Source organism: Micromonospora sp. AKA38 (genome assembly GCF_027925725.1).
Taxonomy (GTDB): Bacteria; Actinomycetota; Actinomycetes; order Mycobacteriales; family Micromonosporaceae; genus Micromonospora.
Genome location: NZ_BNEI01000002.1, coordinates 326,494 through 347,307 on the forward strand (window position 1 = coordinate 326,494; position 20,814 = coordinate 347,307).

The 20,814-nt window shown below is 72.3% G+C and carries 17 protein-coding genes; 9 read left to right on the forward strand and 8 right to left on the reverse strand.

The genetic code is table 11. From position 1 onward, the window contains the following. Positions 1-2,217 carry a HelD family protein gene (locus TPA0908_RS05015; RefSeq protein WP_281936243.1) on the forward strand — a complete coding sequence of 739 codons (2,217 nt, stop codon included), beginning with the start codon at positions 1-3 and terminating at the stop codon, positions 2,215-2,217. Positions 2,218-2,274: 57 nt separating this feature from the next. Here the strand turns inward: TPA0908_RS05015 and TPA0908_RS05020 are convergent, their stop codons facing one another. Continuing rightward, on the reverse strand, positions 2,275-2,697 hold the full coding sequence (locus TPA0908_RS05020) for a hypothetical protein (protein WP_281935104.1): 423 nt from the start codon (positions 2,695-2,697) through the stop codon (positions 2,275-2,277). 278 nt (positions 2,698-2,975) lie between these two features. Between TPA0908_RS05020 and TPA0908_RS05025 the strand changes: the two genes are divergently transcribed. Then, positions 2,976-3,353, forward strand: a complete 378-nt coding sequence (locus tag TPA0908_RS05025; protein WP_374709171.1) for a hypothetical protein — start codon at positions 2,976-2,978, stop codon at positions 3,351-3,353. A gap of 60 nt (positions 3,354-3,413) precedes the next feature. On the opposite strand, the gene TPA0908_RS05030 is transcribed toward TPA0908_RS05025, so the two are convergent. From TPA0908_RS05030 to TPA0908_RS05040, 3 genes are all read right to left on the reverse strand, one after another. Continuing rightward, positions 3,414-4,400: a sporulation protein gene (locus TPA0908_RS05030; protein WP_281935106.1), complete on the reverse strand. Its 987-nt coding sequence runs from the start codon at positions 4,398-4,400 to the stop codon at positions 3,414-3,416. A 94-nt stretch (positions 4,401-4,494) separates the two neighbouring features. Then, entirely contained in the window at positions 4,495-5,271 is a 777-nt protein-coding gene (locus TPA0908_RS05035) for a DeoR/GlpR family DNA-binding transcription regulator (RefSeq protein WP_281935108.1), read from the reverse strand. Then, complete coding sequence (locus tag TPA0908_RS05040; RefSeq protein WP_281935110.1) at positions 5,271-7,262, reverse strand: beta-galactosidase; 1,992 nt, start codon at positions 7,260-7,262, stop codon at positions 5,271-5,273. The genes TPA0908_RS05035 and TPA0908_RS05040 overlap by 1 nt, the downstream gene beginning before the upstream one ends. A gap of 228 nt (positions 7,263-7,490) precedes the next feature. Between TPA0908_RS05040 and TPA0908_RS05045 the strand changes: the two genes are divergently transcribed. The 6 genes from TPA0908_RS05045 to TPA0908_RS05070 all read left to right on the forward strand — a co-directional run bounded on the left by TPA0908_RS05045 (position 7,491) and on the right by TPA0908_RS05070 (position 14,649). Then, complete coding sequence (locus TPA0908_RS05045) at positions 7,491-8,822, forward strand: ABC transporter substrate-binding protein (RefSeq protein WP_281935111.1); 1,332 nt, start codon at positions 7,491-7,493, stop codon at positions 8,820-8,822. A gap of 22 nt (positions 8,823-8,844) precedes the next feature. Continuing rightward, a complete protein-coding gene (locus TPA0908_RS05050; protein WP_281935113.1) occupies positions 8,845-9,801 on the forward strand; it encodes a carbohydrate ABC transporter permease in 957 nt (318 codons plus the stop codon). Continuing rightward, on the forward strand, positions 9,798-10,682 hold the full coding sequence (locus TPA0908_RS05055) for a carbohydrate ABC transporter permease (protein WP_281935115.1): 885 nt from the start codon (positions 9,798-9,800) through the stop codon (positions 10,680-10,682). Before TPA0908_RS05050 ends, TPA0908_RS05055 begins: the two co-directional genes overlap by 4 nt. After that, complete coding sequence (locus TPA0908_RS05060; protein WP_281935117.1) at positions 10,679-12,904, forward strand: alpha-galactosidase; 2,226 nt, start codon at positions 10,679-10,681, stop codon at positions 12,902-12,904. The genes TPA0908_RS05055 and TPA0908_RS05060 overlap by 4 nt, the downstream gene beginning before the upstream one ends. A 102-nt stretch (positions 12,905-13,006) precedes the next feature. Beyond that, positions 13,007-13,399, forward strand: a complete 393-nt coding sequence (locus TPA0908_RS05065; RefSeq protein WP_281936247.1) for a YciI family protein — start codon at positions 13,007-13,009, stop codon at positions 13,397-13,399. Positions 13,400-13,401: 2 nt separating this feature from the next. Further along, entirely contained in the window at positions 13,402-14,649 is a 1,248-nt protein-coding gene (locus TPA0908_RS05070) for an RNA polymerase sigma factor (RefSeq protein WP_374709183.1), read from the forward strand. Positions 14,650-14,699: 50 nt separating this feature from the next. On the opposite strand, the gene TPA0908_RS05075 is transcribed toward TPA0908_RS05070, so the two are convergent. Beyond that, complete coding sequence (locus TPA0908_RS05075; protein ID WP_281935120.1) at positions 14,700-15,266, reverse strand: hypothetical protein; 567 nt, start codon at positions 15,264-15,266, stop codon at positions 14,700-14,702. Positions 15,267-15,510: 244 nt separating this feature from the next. Then, the gene (locus tag TPA0908_RS05080) at positions 15,511-16,911 is read right to left on the reverse strand and encodes a cellulase family glycosylhydrolase (RefSeq protein ID WP_281935121.1); all 1,401 of its coding nucleotides are present in this window, start codon (positions 16,909-16,911) and stop codon (positions 15,511-15,513) included. A gap of 298 nt (positions 16,912-17,209) precedes the next feature. Between TPA0908_RS05080 and TPA0908_RS05085 the strand changes: the two genes are divergently transcribed. Continuing rightward, positions 17,210-18,172, forward strand: coding sequence for a TIGR03557 family F420-dependent LLM class oxidoreductase (locus TPA0908_RS05085; RefSeq protein ID WP_281935123.1), 963 nt, complete (start codon positions 17,210-17,212; stop codon positions 18,170-18,172). A 177-nt stretch (positions 18,173-18,349) separates the two neighbouring features. On the opposite strand, the gene TPA0908_RS05090 is transcribed toward TPA0908_RS05085, so the two are convergent. Continuing rightward, on the reverse strand, positions 18,350-19,252 hold the full coding sequence (locus tag TPA0908_RS05090; protein WP_281935125.1) for an endonuclease/exonuclease/phosphatase family protein: 903 nt from the start codon (positions 19,250-19,252) through the stop codon (positions 18,350-18,352). Positions 19,253-19,257: 5 nt separating this feature from the next. Then, a complete protein-coding gene (locus TPA0908_RS05095; RefSeq protein WP_281935127.1) occupies positions 19,258-20,748 on the reverse strand; it encodes a phosphatase PAP2 family protein in 1,491 nt (496 codons plus the stop codon). Positions 20,749-20,814 lie beyond the last annotated feature (66 nt).

Here is a 20,814-nt window from a genome sequence, read left to right on the forward strand (position 1 = left end):
ATGCTCTACGACCGGCTGGACGGGCTGCGCGAGCAGGCCGCCCGCCGGCTCGACGAGGAGTTGCGCCACACCGGCGGCACCCAGCAGGCCCGCTCGCAGCGCGACTCCACCGTGGCGATGTACGCCGACCAGGTCGAGCAGTACTCCGCCGTCGAGTCCGGCCTCTGCTTCGGCCGCCTCGACGGTGACGACGGCGCCGCCCGCTACATCGGCCGGATCGGCATCTTCGACACCTCGGGCGAGTACGACCCGCTGCTGATGGACTGGCGTGCCCCGGCCGCCCGCCCGTTCTACCTGGCCACCGCCGCCAACCCGCAGGGCGTACGCCGCCGTCGGCACCTGCGCACCCGCGACCGGAAGGTCACCGGCCTCAACGACGAGGTGCTGGACATCACCGCCGCCTCCCCCACCGCGCACGAGGAGGTCACCGGCGAGGCGTCGCTGCTCGCCGCGCTCAACGCCGGACGCACCGGCCGGATGCGCGACATCGTCGAGACGATCCAGGTCGAGCAGGACCGCATCATCCGCGCCGACCTGCCCGGCGTGATGGTGGTGCAGGGCGGGCCCGGCACCGGCAAGACCGCGGTGGCGTTGCACCGGGCCGCGTACCTGCTCTACACCCACCGCCAGCAGCTCTCCACCCGGGGCGTGCTGCTGGTCGGCCCGAACGCCACGTTCCTGCGCTACATCTCCCAGGTGCTGCCGGCGCTGGCCGAGACCGGCGTGCTGTTGCGCACCCAGGCCGACCTGTTCCCGGGCGTGCACGCCCGGCGTACCGAGCCGGCCACCACCGCGGCGCTGAAGGGCCGCGCGGTGCTGGCCGAGGTGCTCGCCGGCGCGGTCCGGGACCGGCAGTGGGTGCCGGCCGAGCCGATCACCGTCGAGCTGCCGCAGCGGGAGGTGCTCACGCTCGACCCGGAGACGGTCCGCCAGGCCCGCGACCGGGTCCGGCGCACCGGCCGGCCGCACAACCTGGCCCGCGCGCTGTTCGACGTGGAGATCGTGCACGCGCTCGCCGACCAGGTGGCCGAGCGCATCGGCGCCGACCCGCTCGGCGGGGAGAACCTGCTCTCCGAGGCGGACCGGGCGGAGATCCGCCGCGAGCTGCGCGAGGAGCCGGAGATCGTGGCCGCGCTCGACGAGCTGTGGCCGGTGCTCACCCCGCAGCGGCTGCTCGCCGACCTGTTCGCCTCGCCGGAGCGGATCGCCACCGCCGCGCCGATGCTCACCGACGCCGAGCGGGCCGCGCTGCACCGCGAGCCCGGCGGCTGGACACCGGCCGACGTGCCGCTGCTCGACGAGGCCGCCGAGCTGCTCGGCGAGGACGAACGCGCCGCCGCCGCCCGCCGGGACCGGATCCGCGCGATGGAACGCGAGTACGCCGAGGGCGTGCTGGAGATCTGGCGGGGCTCCCGCTCGATCGACGTGGAGGACGAGGCCGACGGCGGTGAGATCCTCGGTGTGACCGACCTGATCGACGCCGCCCGGCTCTCCGAACGGCAGGAGGAGTCCGACCGGCTCACCACCGCCCAGCGCGCCGCCGCGGACCGCACCTGGGCGTTCGGGCACGTCATCGTGGACGAGGCGCAGGAGCTGTCGCCGATGGCGTGGCGGCTGCTGATGCGCCGCTGCCCGAGCCGGTCGATGACCATCGTCGGGGACGTGGCGCAGACCGGTGCGCTGGCCGGCACGCCGTCCTGGGGCGAGGCGCTCACGCCGTACGTGGCGGACCGGTGGCGGCTGGCGGAGCTGACCGTCAGCTACCGCACCCCGGCCGAGATCATGGCGGTCGCCGCCGACGTGCTCGCCGAGATCGATCCGTCGCTGCGCCCACCCCGCTCGGTACGCGCCACCGGCGTACCGCCGTGCGACCGGACCGTTCCGGCGGACCGGCTCGCCGTCGAGCTGGTCGAGGTGACCGCCCGGGAGGCCGCGTCCCTGGGTGACGGGCGGCTCGGCGTGATCGTGCCGACCGGGCGGGTGGCCGACCTGGGCGCCGCCGTGGTCGCGGCGCTGCCCGAGGCGGCGGTCGGTGAGCAGCCGGAGCTGGCGAACCGGGTGGTGGTGCTCACCACCGAGCAGGCCAAGGGCCTGGAGTTCGACTCGGTGCTGGTGGTGGACCCGGACCGGATCGTCGCCGAGTCCCCCCGAGGCCACAGCGACCTCTACGTCGCGCTAACGCGCGCCACCCAGCGCCTCACCATCCTCCGGACGTAAGGAGGGGCCCCTTCTTAACGCTTCCGGTAGAGAAGGGGCCCCCTCTCAAGCAGACGCTCAGCCGGGGTTGGCGCCCTCGTCGGTGACGTTGGCTACCTGGGCGCCGGGGGCCGAGGCGTCACTCGTCGATCCACCGGCCGGGGTGCTCAGCCCGCCGGTGGTGGCGTCCCCGGTGGTGGTCGGCGCCACCTTGCCCGGATGCCGCTCCGGCTGCCGGGCCACTCGGCGCACGCTGGCCGGGCCGGCCGTGCCGCCGGTCGTGGTGACCGCGCCCTGGCCGCGGGTCGGCCCGCCGTCGCGCAGCACGTCCGGGTCGATCGCCACGTGCGCCGGGTCGTCCGGATCCGACTCCTGGATCACCCGCTGTTCGTCGGTCGGCGGCACGGTGACCTCGTCCAGCGCGCCCTCGCCGTACACGCCGCCGGCGACCCGCTGTTCGGCCTGCCGGGCGGCGTCCTGCCGGATGTCGTCCTCACGCACGTCAACCACCTCGCAGCTCGTGGTGTGGGTATCCGTGCTGCGTGCCCGGGGTCGGGAGGCTGAAACCGGCCGGGAGGCAGCGTCGGTTGGCACCCCGGAGCGCCGGATGTCCGGTTCGGGACGCGGCCAGCACACCGTCGGCACCCGCCGGTTAGCTTGTCTCGGGGGGCGGGTAGTCGGAGGGTGCCCCCGCCACAGTGTGCGAACCGTGCCGTGGCCGAACTGCGGCAGCGGGGCGCGGGGTGCCGTACGACTCATCAAATCCTGAGGAGGACCAGATGAGCACGCAGGCCGCATCCACCAGGCCGATGAACCGGCCGATGTCGGACGTCCAGAACCGGTCGAGCATGATGGAGTCGCCGACCCGTCCGATGCCGTCGATGCACGACGGCCACCGGGAGGAGATGCCCGCCCCCGGCACCGAGACGAAGCAGGCGTTCCTCACCACCGAGTTCTGGGTGTACGCCGCAGCCGCCGCGGTCGTCGTGATCGCCGCGTTCTGGAAGGGCACCACCGCCAACGGCCTGAACATCAACAACCCGAACCAGGCCTGGTGGTACCTGACCGCGCTGACCGGCGCGTACCTGATCAGCCGTGGTCTGTCGAAGGCGGGCAGCGCGCGCCGCTCCGGCAGGGAGCGTCGCGGCCGGCGGTGACCCGCGCCGCGCGACCGGCGACGCCCCCGGGATCCGTCCCGGGGGCGTCGCCGCGTGCCGTCACTCCTCGCCGAAGTCCCCGCCGTCGTCGCCCTCGAAGGCGTCCTCCAGCATCTCGCCGGCCACCAGGCCGCCGGCGACGCCCAGCGCCGCGCCCGCCACCATGCCGCCCATGCCGCCGCCACGACGACCGTGGTGGCCCTGCGGACCGTAGTGACCGGGGGCGCCGTAGTGGCCCTGCGGGGCGCCGAAGCCCTGGGCGCGCAGGCCGCCGTACCGGGACGTGGTCTCCCGCAGCCACCCGTCGACCACCTGCGGCCAGTCGGTACGCGAGGCGTCGCTGTGCGGGACGGAGTACCGCCCGTAGACGTCGTGCCCGGCGCTGAGGAAGCCGCCGCGCTTGTCGCACTCCAGGATCACCTCGACGCCCTGCTGGCTGGTCACGAACGTCAGCTCGACCTCGGTGACCGTCTGCGCGTACTGCGGCGCGGCGTAGAACTCGATCTCCTGGTAGAACGGCAGCGTCTGCGGCACACCGTAGATGTGGCCACGCTCCAGGTCCGCGTGCTTGAACCGGAAACCCAGCGCCTGGAACGCGTCGAGAATCCGCTCGTGGACCGGCAGCGGGTGCACCGACACCTGGTCCAGGTCGGACTTGTCGACCGCCCGCGCCACCGCCAGCTCGGTACGCAGACCCATGGTCATGCCGTGCAGCCGCTGCCCGAAGACGTCGGTGACCGGGGTCTCCCACGGCACCGGCATCTGGAACGGGATGGCGAGCTGCTGCTTCGGCGCCAGCTCGAACGCGTCGCTGACCGGCATCCGGTGGAACTCCATGACGCCGGCGTACTCGGTGTCGCCGCCCTCGATCTCGACCCGGGTGACCAGGCCGACGGTGATCCGCTCGATGCGCGCCGGCGCGTCGCCGCCGACCAGGTTGACGTGCCCGTCCAGGGCCAGCCCGGGCCGGGTGTTCGGGTTGGTCAGCACGGTGTCGACGCTGGGGCCGCCCACGCCGAACGCGCTCAACATCTTCTTGAAGACCATCGCCACTCCGCCTCCGCCATCCGCGGGCTCCACCGTGGAGCCCGCGGGCCGTGCAGGGCACCCTAACCGCAATGGCTGGGAAATGCCTGAAAGGTCAGGCCACCGGCGTGACGATCAGTTCGCCCACCTGCTCGCCGAGTTCCCGGCGGGCCGCCGCGGGCAGGCCCTCGTCGGTGATCAGCACGTCGGCCTCGTCCAGCGGCGCGATGGTGGCGATGCCGATCGTCTCCCACTTGGTGTGGTCGGCGAGCACGACCAGCCGGCGGGCGGCGCCGATCAATCGACGGTTCACCGCCGCCTCCAGCAGGTTGGGGGTGGTGAAGCCGGTACGCCGGCTCATCCCGTGCACGCCGAGGAAGAGCAGGTCCACGTTGAGCGCGGCGATGGCCGCCTCGGCGACCGGGCCGGTCAACGCGTCCGACGGGGTACGGATGCCGCCGGTGAGCACCACGCTCTGGTCGGCGCGAGGGTTCTGGTAGAGCGCGTCGGCGACCGGGATCGAGTTGGTGACCACGGTCAGCCCGCGTACCCCGGCGAGCCGGGCGGCCAACGCGGCGGTGGTGGTGCCGGCGGAGAGCGCCACCGCCATGCCCGGCTCGACCAGCCCGGCGGCCCGCTCGACGATCGCCTGCTTCTCGGCCCGCTGCCGCACCGACTTGGCGGCGAAGCCGGGTTCCTCGGTCGAGCCGGGCCCGGCCAGCGTCGCGCCGCCGTGCACCTTGTCGATCAGCCCGCGCTCGGCCAGCACCTCCAGGTCACGCCGGATGGTCATGTCCGACACGCCGAACCGGTCGACCAGGTGGCTGACCCGGACGCCGCCGCGCTGGCGGATCAGCTCCAGGATGGCGCTCTGCCGTTGCTGGGCGAGCATCAGACCGGTTCCTCGCGGACCACCGCCACCTCCCCCGCCGGCACCACCAGGTCGCCGTCGCACCGTTCGCCGGTGAGCAGTTCGACGCCGGTGACCGGCAGCCGGGCCGCGTCGTCGGTGTGGTTGACCACGAACAGCCAGCTCCGCTCCGCCGAGCGACGCCGGACCACCTCCACGCCGACCGGCGCGGGCACCGGCGGGTGCACGCCGGCCTCGGTGAGCAGTCGGGCCACCAGCCGGTCGGTCGCCGCGTCGTCGAGCCGGGTGCCGACATACCAGGCGGCGCCCGCGCCGACCGCGTTGCGGGTCAGCGCCGGCACGCCGGGCAGGGGCCCGTCGGCGTACGCGGCGAGCACCTCGGCGCCCTCGGCGTGCAGCCACTCGGTCCACACGTCGGCGTGGGCGCCGTCGTCGAGGCGGACCGTCTCGCCGGCGCGCAGCGGGAAAAACTCCTCCACGCGTACGCCGAGCAGGTCCCGGAACGCGCCCGGGTAGCCGCCCAGGCGGATGTGGTCGTGCTCGTCGACGATGCCGCTGAAGTAGGTGATCAGCGCGGTGCCGCCGGCGTCGACGAAGCGGCGCAGCGCGGCGGTGTCCGCGTCGCGGATCAGGTAGAGCGTGGGCACCAGGACCAGCCGGTAGCGGGACAGGTCCGTCGACGGGTGCACCACGTCGGCGGTGACGCCGGCCCGCCAGAGCGCGGCGTGCAGCGCGGTCAACCGGTCGGGGTAGGTGACGTCGACGCTGGGGTGGGAGTCGAGTTCCGCGCCCCACCACGCCTCGTAGTCGAACAGCACGGCGACGTCGGCGTCGACCCGGCTGCCGCGTACCTCGGCCAGCGCGCGCAGGTCGGCGCCGAGCCGACTGACCTCGCGGAACACCTTGGTCTCCGGGCCGGCGTGCGGCACCAGCGCGGAGTGGAACTTCTCCGCGCCGGCCCGGGACGCCCGCCACTGGAAGAAGATCACCCCGTCGGCGCCGCGCGCCACGTGCGCCAGGCTGTTGCGGCGCAGTTGGCCGGGTGTCTTGGCCACGTTGCGGGGCTGCCAGTTGACCGCGCTTGTGGAGTGCTCCATGAGCAGCCAGGGCGCGCCGCCGGCCACGCCGCGCGTCTGGTCGGCGGCGAGCGCGAGGTTCACCTGCGGCTGCGGGTCGGCGGCGGTGAGGTAGTGGTCGTTGGCGACCACGTCCACGTCGGCCGCCCAGGAGTGGTAGTCCAGGTACTTGATGCCGGTGCCGATCATGAAGTTGGTGGTGACCGGCTGGGTGACGAGCCGGTTCAGCAGTTCCCGTTCGGCGCGGAGCTGGGCGCGCTGCTCGTCGGAGGAGAAGCGCAGGAAGTCGAGCTGCTGGGTCGGGTTGGCGAACGTCGGCGCGGCGCGCGGCGGGTTCACCTCGGCCCAGTCGTGGTAGCGCTGGCTCCAGAACGCGGTGCCCCAGGCGGCGTTGAGCGCGTCCAGGTCGCCGTAGCGCTCGCGCAGCCAGCGGCGGTACGCCTCGGCGCTGACGTCGCAGTAGCAGTGCACGTTGTGGCAGCCCAGCTCGTTGGAGACGTGCCAGAGCACGACCGCCGGGTGGGCGGCGTACCGCGTCGCGACCGCCTCGACCAGAGCGAGCGAGCGGTCCCGGAAGATCGGTGAGCTGGGGCAGTACGCCTGCCGACCGCCGGGCCACAGCACGGCGCCGTCGGCGCGGCGGGGCAGTGTCTCCGGGTGCCGGTGGGCCAGCCACGGCGGCGGGCTGGCGGTGGCGGTGGCCAGGTCGACGCGGATGCCGCCGTCGTGCAGCAGGTCGAGCGCGCGGTCGAGCCAGCCGAACTCGTACCGGCCGGGGGCCGGCTCCAGCAGGGCCCAGGAGAAGATGCCTACCGAGACCAGGTTGACCCCGGCGCGGCGCATCAGCGCGACGTCCTCGGGCCACACGTCCTCCGGCCACTGCTCCGGGTTGTAGTCGGCGCCGTACCAGATGCCCTCGCCGTGCCAGTTCCGCATGAGAGCTGAGGGTGCCCGCGAACGACAGCCAAGTCAACACTTTCCAACATCGACAGTAGTTACAACGTTTACCACTTCTTTTCGCTGCCACAGCACGGTTGTCGCTGCCCTTTCGCCCTCTTGACAGCGCTGAACCAACGGGTAGCTTCAACCGCCACCGGCTATTTCTGTTCGGACGTGTGGATTCTCGGTGGATCTCGTAGCCACCTCGTCCCCGCAGGAGGCACCATGTCCCGTCCCCGCTCACAGGCCGAGTACCTCGCCCGGCTCGTCCCCCCGTCCGTCGCCGGCCTGCGCCGGCGCTCGCTGCTGGCCGGCGCGGCCGGCGCGGGCGCGTTGCTCGGCACCGGCGCGCTCGCCGGCTGCGGCGACTCCGACTCCGACTCCGGCGGCGACGCGAAGAGCGTCACGCTCGGCTCGAACCAGTCGGACCCGAAACCCAAGGACGTCGTCGCCAAGGTGGCGGACGGCTTCAAGACATCGTCCGGGGTGACCGTCAACGTCAACACGGTCGACCACAACACGTTCCAGGAGAACATCAACAACTATCTCCAGGGCAAACCGGACGACGTGTTCACCTGGTTCGCCGGCTACCGGATGCGGTTCTTCGCGGCCAAGGGCCTGGCCGGTGACCTCAGCGACGTGTGGGGCAAGCTCGACGGCTACTCCGACGCGTTCAAGAAGGCGTCCACCGGCGACGACGGCAAGCAGTACTTCGTGCCGGCGTCGTACTACCCGTGGGCGGTCTTCTACCGCAAGTCGGTCTGGCAGCAGCGCGGCTACCAGGTGCCCACCACGCTGGACCAGCTCACCGCGCTCGGCGCGCAGATGAAGAAGGACGGCCTGACCCCGATCGCCTTCGCCGACAAGGACGGCTGGCCGGCGATGGGCACGTTCGACATCCTCAACCTGCGGATCAACGGCTACCAGTTCCACGTCGACCTGATGGCCGGCAAGGAGGCGTGGACGTCCGACAAGGTGAAGAAGGTCTTCGACACCTGGGCCGGGCTGCTCCCCCTGCACCAGCCGGACGCGCTGGGCCGCACCTGGCAGGAGGCCGCCCAGTCGTTGCAGCAGAAGAAGAGCGGCATGTACCTGCTCGGCCTCTTCGTCGGCCAGCAGTTCAGCGGCGCCGACCTGGAGGACCTCGACTTCTTCACGTTCCCGGAGGTCGACTCCACGATCGGCGCGAAGGCCCTGGACGCGCCGATCGACGGGTACATGATGGCCCGCAAGCCGAAGTCCAAGGACGCCGCCACCAAGCTGCTGACGTACCTGGGCTCGAAGGACGCCGCGAACATCACGGTCAAGAACGACCCGAGCACGCTGGTCGCGAACAGCGGCGCGGACACCGCCGGCTACACCGCGCTCCAGAAGAAAGCCGCCGAACTGGTCGGCTCCGCCACCGAGATCGCGCAGTTCCTGGACCGGGACACCCGGCCGGACTTCGCCTCCACCGTGATGATCCCGGCCCTCCAGCAGTTCATCAAGAACCCGAAGGACATCAGCGGGATGCTCACCAGCGTCGAGAACCAGAAGAAGTCGATCTTCACAAGCTGACGGCGGAAGGGGGAAGGACACCATGTCCGACCTGCCCCTGATCCAAGCGGATCGCGCCGTGCCGCCGCCGGCCGCGACCACCACCACCGGTGGTCGCGGCCGCCGGCTACGGCTCCTGTCCGGCACCGACCGCGTGGTGATCACGCTGATGGTGCTGGTGCCCCTGCTGCTCGTCCTCGCCCTGGTCTGGCTGCCGGCGGCGGCGACCGTGCTGCTCTCCGGCACCGACTGGGACGGCATCGGCCCGCTCGGCGAGATCGACTGGGTCGGGCTGAAGAACTACGACGACGTGGTGAACAACTACCCGCCGTTCGTCCCCGCGGTGCAGAACAACCTGCTCTGGCTGGCCGCGCTCTTCGTGGTGGCCACCCCGATCGGGATGTTCCTCGCCGTGCTGCTCGACAAGGAACTGCGGGGCAGCCGGTTCTACCAGACCGCGCTCTACCTGCCGGTGGTGCTCTCGCTGGCGCTCGTCGGCTTCATCTGGCAGCTCATCTACAGCCGGGACCAGGGCCTGCTCAACGGCGTGTTCGGCGGCGACACCGACTGGTACGGCGACCCGAACGTGAACATCTGGGCGGTGCTGGTCGCCGCCGGCTGGCGGCACGTCGGCTACATCATGCTGCTCTACCTGGCCGGCCTCAAGGGCGTCGACCCGTCGTTACGGGAGGCCGCCGCCGTGGACGGTTCCTCGGAGACCAGCACGTTCTTCCGGGTCGTCTTCCCGGTGATGCGCCCGATCAACATCATCGTGCTGGTGGTCACCGTGATCGAGTCGCTGCGCGCGTTCGACCTGGTCTGGGTCATCAACAAGGGCCGCAACGGGCTGGAGTTGATCTCGGCGCTGGTCACCCAGAACGTGGTCGGCGAGGCGAGCCGGATCGGCTTCGGCTCCGCGCTGGCCACCATCATGCTGGCCGTCTCCCTGATCTTCATCACCGTCTACCTCTGGACCGTCATGCGGGAGGACAAGCGATGACCACCGCCGTCTCCCCGGGCCGCCGCCGGCCGCTGCGGCCGGCCCGGGTGGTGCTGCACCTCTTCCTGGGTACGATCGCCGTCGGCTGGCTGTTCCCGCTGTTCTGGGCGGTGCTCACCTCGTTCCGCTCGTACCAGTACACCGCCGTGCACGGCTACGTCTCGTTCGGCGGCTGGACGATCGACAACTACGTCACCGCGTGGCGGACCGCCGAGTTCGGCAAGCACTTCCTCAACTCGCTCTACATCACCGTGCCGGCGGTGCTGCTCACGCTCTTCCTCGCCTCCTGTGTGGCGTTCGTGATCGCCCGGTTCAGTTGGAAGCTCAACATCGCGTTGCTGGGCCTGTTCACCGCCGCGAACCTGCTGCCGCAGCAGTCCCTGCTGATCCCGCTGTTCCGGATGTTCACCCAGATCCCGCTGCCGGCCTGGATGAGCGACTCGGAGCTGCTCTACGACAGCTACTGGGGGCTGATCCTGGTCAACGTCGCGTTCCAGTGCGGCTTCTGCGTCTTCGTGCTGAGCAACTACATGAAGGCGCTGCCGCACGAGCTGTACGAGGCCGCGATGGTCGACGGAGCAAGCGTGTGGCGGCAGTACTGGCAGGTGACCCTGCCGCTGTGCCGACCGGCCCTGGCCGCGTTGGCCACGCTGGAGGTGACCTGGATCTACAACGAGTTCTTCTGGGCGACGGTGCTGATGCGTACCGGCGACAAGTTCCCGGTGACCAGCTCACTGAACAACCTGCGCGGCCAGTTCTTCACCGACAACAACCTCGTCTCGGCCGGCTCGGTGCTGGTCGCGATCCCCACCCTGGTGATCTTCTTCCTGCTCCAGAAGCAGTTCGTCCGGGGCCTGACGCTGGGAGCCTCCAAGGGATGACGATCGTCCACCTGCGCCGCGCGGACACCAGCCTGGTGCTCGACGCGCGCGGCCCGGGGCTGCCCCGGGTCGTGCACTGGGGCGCCGACCTCGGGCCGCTGTCCACCGAGGAGTTGCCCGCCCTCGTCGACGTTACCGTGCCGCCGGTGGTGCCGAGCAGCTTCGACGCGCCGACCGTGCTGTCGTTGCTCCCCGAGGCGAGCGCCGGCTGGGGTGGCCGACCCGGCCTGGCCGGTCACCGCGACGGCCGGGACTGGTCGACGGCGTTCCGCCTGACCGGGCTCGACGTGCACGACGAGCCCGCCCCACCGGCGCCCCCCGCCGCCGGGCAGGAACGGTTAGGAGGGGCCCCCTCACCTGCGCCAGGCGTTAACCGGGGGCCCGTGCTTTCCCGCGGGCGGGTGGTGGTGCGGGCAGCGGACCCGGGCGCGGGATTGAGCCTGTCGATCGAGATCACGCTGGACCCGGCGGGGTTGCTGACGCTGCGGCACCGGCTGCGCAACGACGGCGACGGCCGCTACGAGCTGCGCGAGCTGACCCCCGTGCTGCCGGTGCCGGCGGTCGCCACCGAGCTGCTCGACCTGACCGGGCGCTGGTGCCGGGAACGCGAGCCGCAGCGGCACCCGTGGCCGATGGGCGCCTGGGTCCGCGAGGGGCGGCACGGCCGCACCGGGCACGACGCCACGTTGCTGCTGGTCGCCGGCGTCCCCGGATTCGGCTTCGGGCACGGCGAGGTGTGGGCGGTGCACACCGCGTGGAGCGGCGACCACGTCACGGTGGCCGAGCGCCGACCCACCGGCGAGGCCACACTCGGCGGCGGTGAACTGCTCGCGCCCGGCGAGATCGTGCTCGGCCCCGGCGAGGAGTACGCCACGCCGCTGCTGTACGCGGTCCGGTCGGCGGACGGGCTGGACGGGCTCAGCCACGTGCTGCACACCCACCTGCGGGCCCGGCCGGGTCATCCGCGCACGCCGCGCCCGGTGACGCTGAACGTGTGGGAGGCGGTCTACTTCGACCACGACCTGGACCGGCTGCGGGCGCTCGCCGACCGGGCCGCCGAGGTGGGCGTGGAACGCTTCGTGCTCGACGACGGCTGGTTCCGCGGCCGGCGGCACGACCTGGCCGGGCTCGGCGACTGGTGGGTCGACGAGCAGGTCTGGCCGGACGGGCTGCAACCCCTCATCGACCACGTACGCGGGCACGGCATGCAGTTCGGGCTCTGGGTCGAACCGGAGATGGTCAACCCCGACTCCGACCTGTTCCGCGCCCACCCCGACTGGGTGCTCCAGACACCGGGCCGGCTGCCCCCGGCATGGCGGCACCAGCAGGTGCTCGACCTGGCCCACCCGGACGCGTACGCGTACCTGCGCGACCGGCTCGACACAGTGCTGCGGGAGCACGACGGCATCGCGTACCTCAAGTGGGACCACAACCGTGACCTCACCGAGGCCGGGCACGGCGGCCGGCCCGGCGTGCACGGGCAGACCGTGGCCGTCTACCGCCTGCTGGACGAGCTGCGCGCCCGGCACCCCGGCCTGGAGATCGAGAGCTGCTCGTCCGGCGGCGCCCGGGTCGACCTGGAGATCCTGCGCCACACCGACCGGGTCTGGGCCAGCGACTGCAACGACGCGCTGGAACGACTCCCCATCCAACGCTGGACCGGGCTGCTACTGCCGCCGGAGCTGATCGGCACGCACATCGGGCCGGACCGCTCGCACACCACGCACCGTGTGCACGACCTGGGCTTCCGGGCGGTCACCGCACTCTTCGGCCACCACGGCATCGAGTGGGACATCGCCGCGATCGACGCGTCCACCCGGGCCGAACTGGCCGCCTGGGTGGCACTGCACAAGCGGCTGCGCCCGCTGCTGCACGGCGGGCGGGTGGTCCGGGTCGACCACCCGGACCCGGCCGTGCAGGCCCACGGCGTGGTCGCCCACGACCGCTCCCGGGCGGTGTACGCGGTCAGCCGCGTCGCCACCTCCGTCGCCCAGGTGCCGGGCGCGGTGCGGCTGCCGGGGCTGGACCCGACGCGGCGCTATCTGGTGCGCCCGCCGGCCGGGGTGCCGGAGCCGGCGCTGTTGGAGCTGACCCCGCCGGGCTGGCTGGCGTCCGGCTCCGGGGTGACACTGCCCGGGTCGGTGCTCGGCGCGGTCGGCCTGCAACTGCCCGCGCTGCACCCGGAGCAGTCGCTGCTGCTGGAGGTCACCGAAAGCTCCTGAGAAACTTCGCCGGCGGATGTCGAGAACCGGGGTGGTGGCTTCTACCGCAGGGTGGAAGCACCGACAATCGGTGCTCGGCGTGAGGAGCGAATCGTGAAGTACATGTTGCTGATGCAGTTCAGCGCCGCCGGGACCGACATCCCGCCGGTGGACACCTGGACGCCGGAGGAGTTCCGGGCGCACCTCGACTTCATGGGCGAGGTCAACGCGAAGCTCATGGCCGACGGCGAGTTCGTGCAGGGCGAGGGGCTGGGCGGCCCGCAGCAGGCCCGGATCGTGCGGGCCGGCGCCGACGGCGCGCCGGTGGTCACCGAGGGGCCGTTCGCGGAGACCAAGGAGTTCCTGGCCGGCTTCTGGATCGTCGACTGCGAGACGCCGCAGCGGGCGGTCGAGATCGCCGCGTTCATCTCCACCGCGCCCGGCCCCGGCGGCCGGCCGCTGCGCATGCCGATCGAGGTGCACCCGGTGATGTCCGGCCCGCCGCAGGAGATGTGACCCTGGCCGACCACACCGTCGAGGACCTGCTGCGCGAACTGGCGCCGCGGGTCCTCGGCGTGCTCGCCCGCCGCTTCGGTGACTTCGCCACCGCCGAGGACGCGGTGCAGGAGGCGCTGCTCGCGGCCAGCCGGCAGTGGCCGGTCGACGGGCTGCCGGACCATCCGCGTGGCTGGCTCACGCAGGTCGCGTACCGGCGGATGATCGAGCTGGTGCGGGCCGAGACGGCCCGACGGGACCGGGAGGACCGCGCGGCCCGGCGCGCCGGCGACGACAGGCGGACCGCACCGGCCGCCGACGAACCGGTGACCGGCGACCGGGACGACACGCTGGTACTGCTCTTCCTCTGCTGCCACCCGTCGCTGACCACCCCGTCGGCGATCGCGCTGACGCTACGGGCGGTCGGTGGGCTGAGCACCGCCGAGATCGCCCGCGCGTTCCTGGTGCCCGAGGCCACCATGGCGCAGCGGATCAGCCGGGCCAAGCAGCGCATCCGCGACTCCGGGCTGCCGTTCCGGCTGCCCGAACCGGCCGAGCGGCAGGCCCGCCTCGCCGCCGTGCTGCACGTCCTCTACCTGATCTTCACCGAGGGGCACACCGCGAGCCTCGGCGACGACCTGCGACGGGTCGACCTCTGCGAGGAGGCGATCCGGCTGGCCCGGGAGATGCACCGGCTGCTGCCCGGCGACAGCGAGGTGGCCGGGCTGCTCGCCCTGATGCTGCTCACCGACGCCCGCGCCGCCACCCGGAGCGGCCCGTCCGGGGAGCTGATCCCGCTGGCCGAGCAGGACCGGTCCCGCTGGGACGCCGCCGCCATCGCCGAGGGCACCGCGCTGGTCACCGACGCGATGACCCGGGGGCCGGTGGGGCCGTACCAGCTCCAGGCCGCCGTCGCCGCGCTGCACGACGAGGCGCAGAGCGCGGCGGCCACCGACTGGCCGCAGATCCTCGCGCTGTACGGGGTGTTGGAGCGGCTCACCGGCAGCCCGGTGGTGGCGTTGAACCGCGCGGTGGCGACCGCCATGGTGCACGGCCCGACCGCCGGCCTGGACAAGCTCGCAGCCGTGGCCACCGACCCCCGGTTGGCCGACTCACACCGGCTCGACGCGGCCCGCGCCCACCTGCACGAGATGGCCGGCAACCACGACGCCGCCGCAACCCACTACCGCGCCGCCGCCGCGAGAACCACCAGCCGCCCCGAACAGGAGTACCTGCTGACCCGCGCCGCCCGCCTGCTCCACTCTCGTTGATCAAGGAGTTTGCGTCGGCATCCGCCCGGTTCGCGACGCGAACTCCTTGGTCAACTCGTGCGCGAGGTGGTGTCGCGCAGGGCGAGGGCGACGGTGGCGAAGAGGGCGGCGCCGCAGCCCACGCCGGAGATCAGGGCCACCGCCGCCGCGTCACCGCCGAGCGCGTGGGTGACGAAGCCGGCCACACCGAGTGCGGTCATCACCGCGCCGAGCCAGTGGTAGCGCGGCATCCGCCACACCGCCGCCAGGCCGAAGAAGTGCACGCCCACCACCACCGCGACCCAGGCGACCGACACGGCAGGCCGGTCGAACACGTTGTTGATCACGGCGAGGCCGCCGAAGAGCGCGACCGCCTCCAACGCCACCACGATCCAGTAGCGGCGGTCCATGAACCCCGCCGCCTCCGGTCCCTGCGCGCCGGGCGGGGCCTGCGCGACCCGGAACAGACCGACCAGGAGCAGCGCGGCCACCAGCAGGCCGGCGATCCGCAGCACGAGCGGCCAGGGCGCGGGCAGGCCGCCGCTGTTCACCATGACGAAGACGGTCCCGAACGAGATCGCCACCAGCGAGCCGATCACCAGCCCCGACGGTCGTCCCCTGGTCCCCGGCGTGCTCATCGCGTCCCTCCCGACGATCGCGCGCCGCCCGGTCGGCCCGACGCGCGCCAGATCGTACGGCAGGCTGACCAGTCCACTCACACCTCGCCCCGTGATCACGGAGCTGGACGTGAGTGCGCGTCGCCCCGGCCTCGCAGGAGGTGCGTGGGCGTGCGGCCGCGACGACCGAGGGGCAAGAGCTGCGGGCGTACGCGAAGAAGGGTGGCCGGGTCCGTGCGGACCCGGCCACCCGATGCGCGGTCGGTCAGCTCGCGGAGCAGGTCACCGCCGGGGTGGCGGCGCTGCCGTTGCCGATGAAGCCGAACGTGGTGCTGGCGCCGGCGCCGAGCCGGCCGTTGTAGTCGACGTTGCGGGCGGTCCACGCCGACCCGCTGCCGCTGACCGTGGCGTTCCACGCCTGGCTGACGGTCTGGCCGTTGGCGAACGTCCACTTCGCCGTCCAGCCGGTGATCGCGGCGGAACCGGCGGTCACCTTGACGTCGCCCTGGAAGCCGCCCTGCCACGAGTTGACGACGGTGAGAGTGGCGGTGCAGCCACCGGTCGGCGGGGGCGTGGTGGTCGGCGGCGGGGTCGGGGTCGGGCTGGTGGTCGGGCTGGGGCTGGTGGTCGGGCTGGGGCTGGTGGTCGGGCTGGGGCTGGTGGTCGGGCTCGGCGAGCTGCCCGAGTAGACCGAAGCCTCGCGGGAGGTGGCGGCGATGCCGTTGGCGCCGTTGAAGATGCGCTGGCCCCAACTGGTGAGCTGGGCCGGGTTGAAGCCGGTGGTCATGTCCAGGTATTCCACGCCGCCGCCGTTGCCGCTCCAGGACCAGCCGAGGTAGCCGATCCGGTTGGTCTGGGCGTAGGACATGATGGCGTCCTCGTCGGGGTTGCCGTCGGAGTGGTTGAAGCCGAACTCGCCGACCACGATGGGCAGCCCGGCGGTGCGGAAGCGGCCCAGGTAGTCGCTGATCTCGGCGGCGGTGTCGAACACGCCGTACATGTGGATGGAGAAGACGGTGTTGCGCTGCGGGTCGGCGTTGAAGACGGTGCCGGCGTTGTCGCGCATGGTGAACGACCAGTCCTGGCCCCAGTTCGGCGCGTCCACCATGATGGTGTGGGTGAGGCCGCCGGCGCGCAGCCGCTTGATCGCGTTCGAGGTGTCGGTGGTCCAGGCGCTGTAGCCCTGGTTGCCGAACGGCTCGTTGCCGATGTTGACGATGACGTACTTCTCCTGGCCCTTGAGCACGTCGGCGATGCTCAGCCAGTAGTCGGTCGCCTTGGCCAGCGTGGTGGCGGCGCCGTCCTCGCCGTAACCGGTGGTGTCGTGCACCTCCAGCACGCAGATGAGCCGGTTGGCCTTGCACAGTGAGATCACGTTGGCCACGTCGGCGGCGCTGTTCTTGGTCCAGCGGTCACCGCTGGCCAGCACCACCCGGACCGTGTTGGCGCCGAGGGCCTTGATGTTGGCGAACGAGCTGGTCTGCTGCGGGTACCAGGTGTGCGCGTGGTTGACGCCGCGCATGACGAACTCGGTGCCGTTGGCGTCGTAGAGCCGACCGTTCGAGACGGAGAACCCGGTCGCGGCCTGCGCCGGCTGCCCGAAGGCGAAGACGGCGGTGAGCGCCGTCAGCAGGGCGACGCCCGCGGCGGAGAGCATTTTCTTCATGGCTGTCCTCTGGAGGGAGATCTCCCCCGTGCCCGTGTGGGGGTGCGGTGATGGTGATGACGGTCCCGGACGCCGGCATCAGCGTAGGCCGATGGGCCTCTGAAGGCAACCGGTTAAGTCCTGTGGCGGCCCGCGTCGCCACGGGCCGCCACAGGGGCGGTCATCCCCACCACAGGATGGTGCGCCTCTCCGGTCTGAACCGGTTAAGCGGACTGTAGGCAGCCTCAAACCACTCGTCAAGGTTGACACGCTGCCGACGGGGTATCCCGGGACGATCCACCCCGGGAGGAGAGGCGCCATGGTGAACGTCGGCTACACCCTGATGTGCGAGCAGGCCGGTCCGAAGGAACTGGTCGACCACGCCGTGCGCGCCGAGGCCGCCGGCTTCGACCACCTGGTCATGTCCGACCACTACTACCCGTGGCTGGAGTCGCAGGGCCACTCGCCGTACGCCTGGTCGGTGCTCGGCGCGGTCGCCCACGCCACCACCCGGCCGGAGCTGCTGTCGTTCGTCACCTGCCCGATCCGCCGCTACCACCCGGCGGTGGTGGCACAGAAGGCCAGCACCATCGGGGTGCTGTCGGACGGGCGGTTCACGCTCGGCCTCGGCGCCGGGGAGAACCTCAACGAACACGTGGTCGGCGGCTGGCCGCACGTGCAGCAGCGGCACGAGATGTTCGAGGAGGCGTTGCAGATCATCCGGCCGCTGCTCAACGGCGAGACGCTGACGTTCTCCGGCAACCACTTCGACGTGCCCGACGCGTACGTCTGGGACCGGCCCGAACGGCCGGTGCCGATGGCGGTGGCGGCGTCCGGCCGGCAGTCCGCCACGCTCGCCGCCGAGTACGCGGACGCCATGATCGCCACCGACCCGCTGTCCCACCTCGTCGACATGTACGAGGAGGCCGGCGGCGCGGGTCGCCCCCGCTACGGCCAGGTGGCCATCTGCTACGGCCCCGACGAGGACGAGTGCCGCAAGATCGTGCACGACCAGTTCCGCTGGTTCGGCATGGGCTGGAAGGTCAACGCGGACCTGCCCAACCCGGACGCGTTCGACGCGGCCACCCAGTTCGTCCGCGAGGAGGACGTGGCCGAGGGCATCTCCTGCGGCCCGGACGTCGAGCGGCACGTCGAGGCGTTCAAGAAGTTCGTCGACGCCGGCTTCACCCACGTGGCGCTGGTCCAGGTCGGCGGCGACCGTCAGCCGATGTTCCTCGACTGGGCCCAGGAGGAGCTGCTGCCCCGGCTGCGCGAGCTGTGACCGGCCCGGCGGTGCCGCAGGCCGCGGCACCGCCCGGCCGTCGTTCCGAGGAGGTGACGTCATGCGCATCGGAAACACCGAGATCCGGCCCGCCGGCGGCGGGTTCGGCTGTCTCCTGATGATCCTCTTCTCGATCGTGGCCTCGGTGGTGCTGACCGTGCTGCTCAACCTGATCCTCTAGAACCGGCCGCGACCCCTGCTGCTGGCGCTGCCGCTGCTCGGGCTCGTGCTGCTGGGCGCACGCGCCGGGCGGCTGCTGCCGAAGATCCGCGACTGGTCCAACGCGGCGGGCGTGAGGTCCAGTTCGGCCAGGAGGGGGTAGTGGTCGGAGGCGGTGTCGGCCTCCGCGTCGCGGATCACGCGGACCGCGCGGACCCGGTCGGCCAGGGCCGGCGTGGCGAGCAGGTAGTCCAGCCGCATCCCGGCGAACTCCGCGCCGCCGTGGCCGGTCGGCACCGTCAGCCCGCCCGGCCCGTCGCCACCGGCCCGCGGCCAGAGGTCGACCAGGCCGCCGTCGAGCAGCCGGGCCACCGCGCGGGTGTCCACGGTACGGCCGTCGCGGCGCAGGTGCCGACGCCGGTACGCGGCGGCGAGCCCGGCCAGCCGGGCGGTGTGGTCGACGGCCGGCTCCAGCGTGTTCAGGTCCCCGGCGAGCACTGCCAGCTCTCCCCCGCTGCGCCGCACGGCCGCCGCCAGCCAGCCCGCCTCGATCCGCCGCCGCCCGCCCGACCAGGGGTTGAGGTGGGTGCTGAACACGGTCAGCGGCCCCGCCCCGGTGGCCACCCGCACCAGGGCGGCGGCGTGGTGGAACGGCCGGCGCACCCGCCCGGACCGCAGCACCCGCAGCGACGGACGGACCAGCACCGCCACCGGCTGGCCGAAGCAGGACCGGGCCAGGTACGGCACCAGACCCGTCCGCTCCGCCAACCCGCCCAGCGTGCGGTCCAGCCCGCGCAGCTCCTGGAGGGCCAGCACATCCGGGCGCTGCGCGGTGACGACCGAGACGATCCGGTCCCGGCGGTCGGTGCCGTCACGGTCCCGACCGCCGGTGCGGATGTTCCAGGTCATCACCCGCAGCATCGTCGTCAGTCCGGCCGACCGGCCTTGGCCAGCTCGTCGTCCAGCTCGTCCACCTGCTCGGACTCGATCGCCGGCTGGTTGCCCTGGGCGACGTCGGCGTTGGGCCGGATCACCCACCAGAGCAGCGACAGCCAGAGCGTGCCGAGCAGGATCGCGCCCATGAAGTCGGTCGGGTGGTGCATGCCCCGGTACATCCGGGAGGTCGCCACGCCGGCCGGCATGATCACGGCCATCGCCACGAACAGCCACCGCCACCAGCGGTCGGTACGCGGGAACACGATGATCGCCATGGCGACCCAGAGGCAGATGGTCGCCGCGATGTGCCCGGACGGGAACGACGAGGTGGGCATCTGGCCGTCCAGGTTCTCCACCGGCGGGCGGGGCCGCTCCACCACCCGGGCGCTGGCCAGGAACAGGCTCAGCTCGCCGAACATGGCCAGCACCACGAACAGCACCGGCCGCCAGCGGCGCCACAGGGCCAGCACGATCGGGCAGAACACCAGCGAGACCAGCAGGATGGCGTGCGTGTCGCCGAACTTGCTCCACCACCAGCTCAGGTCCGTGAGCGCGTCGGTGTGCCGGGCGGCGAACCAGCGCGGGACCTCGGTGTCGAGCGTGTCGAAGAACGTGCCCTTGGCGTGGTAGCTGACGTACATGCCGAAGGCGTACAGCGCGCCGAAGACGATCACCCAGCCGACCAGCAGCTCGGCCACCGCGGAGCGGGGGTGCTCCAGCACCTTCTCCTCGGCCGGGGCGGGCTTGATCTCCTCGCCCGCCTCCGGCTCCAGGCCCTCGCTCAGCGGCGGCACCGGCCGGCCGCGCTCGCGTCGCCACAGCCGGAACGCGTACGCGGTGACGCCCAGCCAGGCCGCGCCGAGCAGCCAGCCGCCGAGCACGTCCGACACGAAGTGCACGCCCAGCGCGATCCGGGTCAGCCCGACCAGGAAGACCAGCACGGCGGCGATGGCGATGGCCGGCTTGCGCCAGCGCGGTGCCATGGCCGGCAGGAACACCAGCAGCAGCGCGCCGTACGCGACGAACGAACCGAGCGCGTGGCCGCTGGGGAAGCTGTTGCCGGGGGCGCTGGCGATCGGCACGTCCACCACCGGGCGCAGCCGCCCCACCAGCGCCTTGAGCGACGGGTCGAGGATCAGCCCGCCCACGCCGGTGACGATCAGGTAGACCGCCAGCCGGGACTGGCGGCGGATCAGCAGGCCCACCACGGCGATGGTGATCAGCCAGATCAGCACCGGTCGACCGCCCAGGTCGGTGATCGCCTTCAGCACGGTGACCAGCGGTTGGTGCGGCGCCACGAGGTTGTTGAACCACTCGGCCGCCGCGTGGTCGGCGTCCTGGAGCGGGCTCCAGCGGAACCGGACGAGCATGAGCAGCACGCCGAAGGCGACGCCCGCGCCGGCCACCGCGAGCAGCCCGACCAGGCTCCGCTCGGCGAAGTGGCCGAGCGGCCGGCGCCCGGCTTCCTTGACCGCGGTCACACCGCACCTCCCTTTTCTTCTGCGAGGCGCGCTGTACCCGATCGGCGTGGCTCTCACACGCCGCGT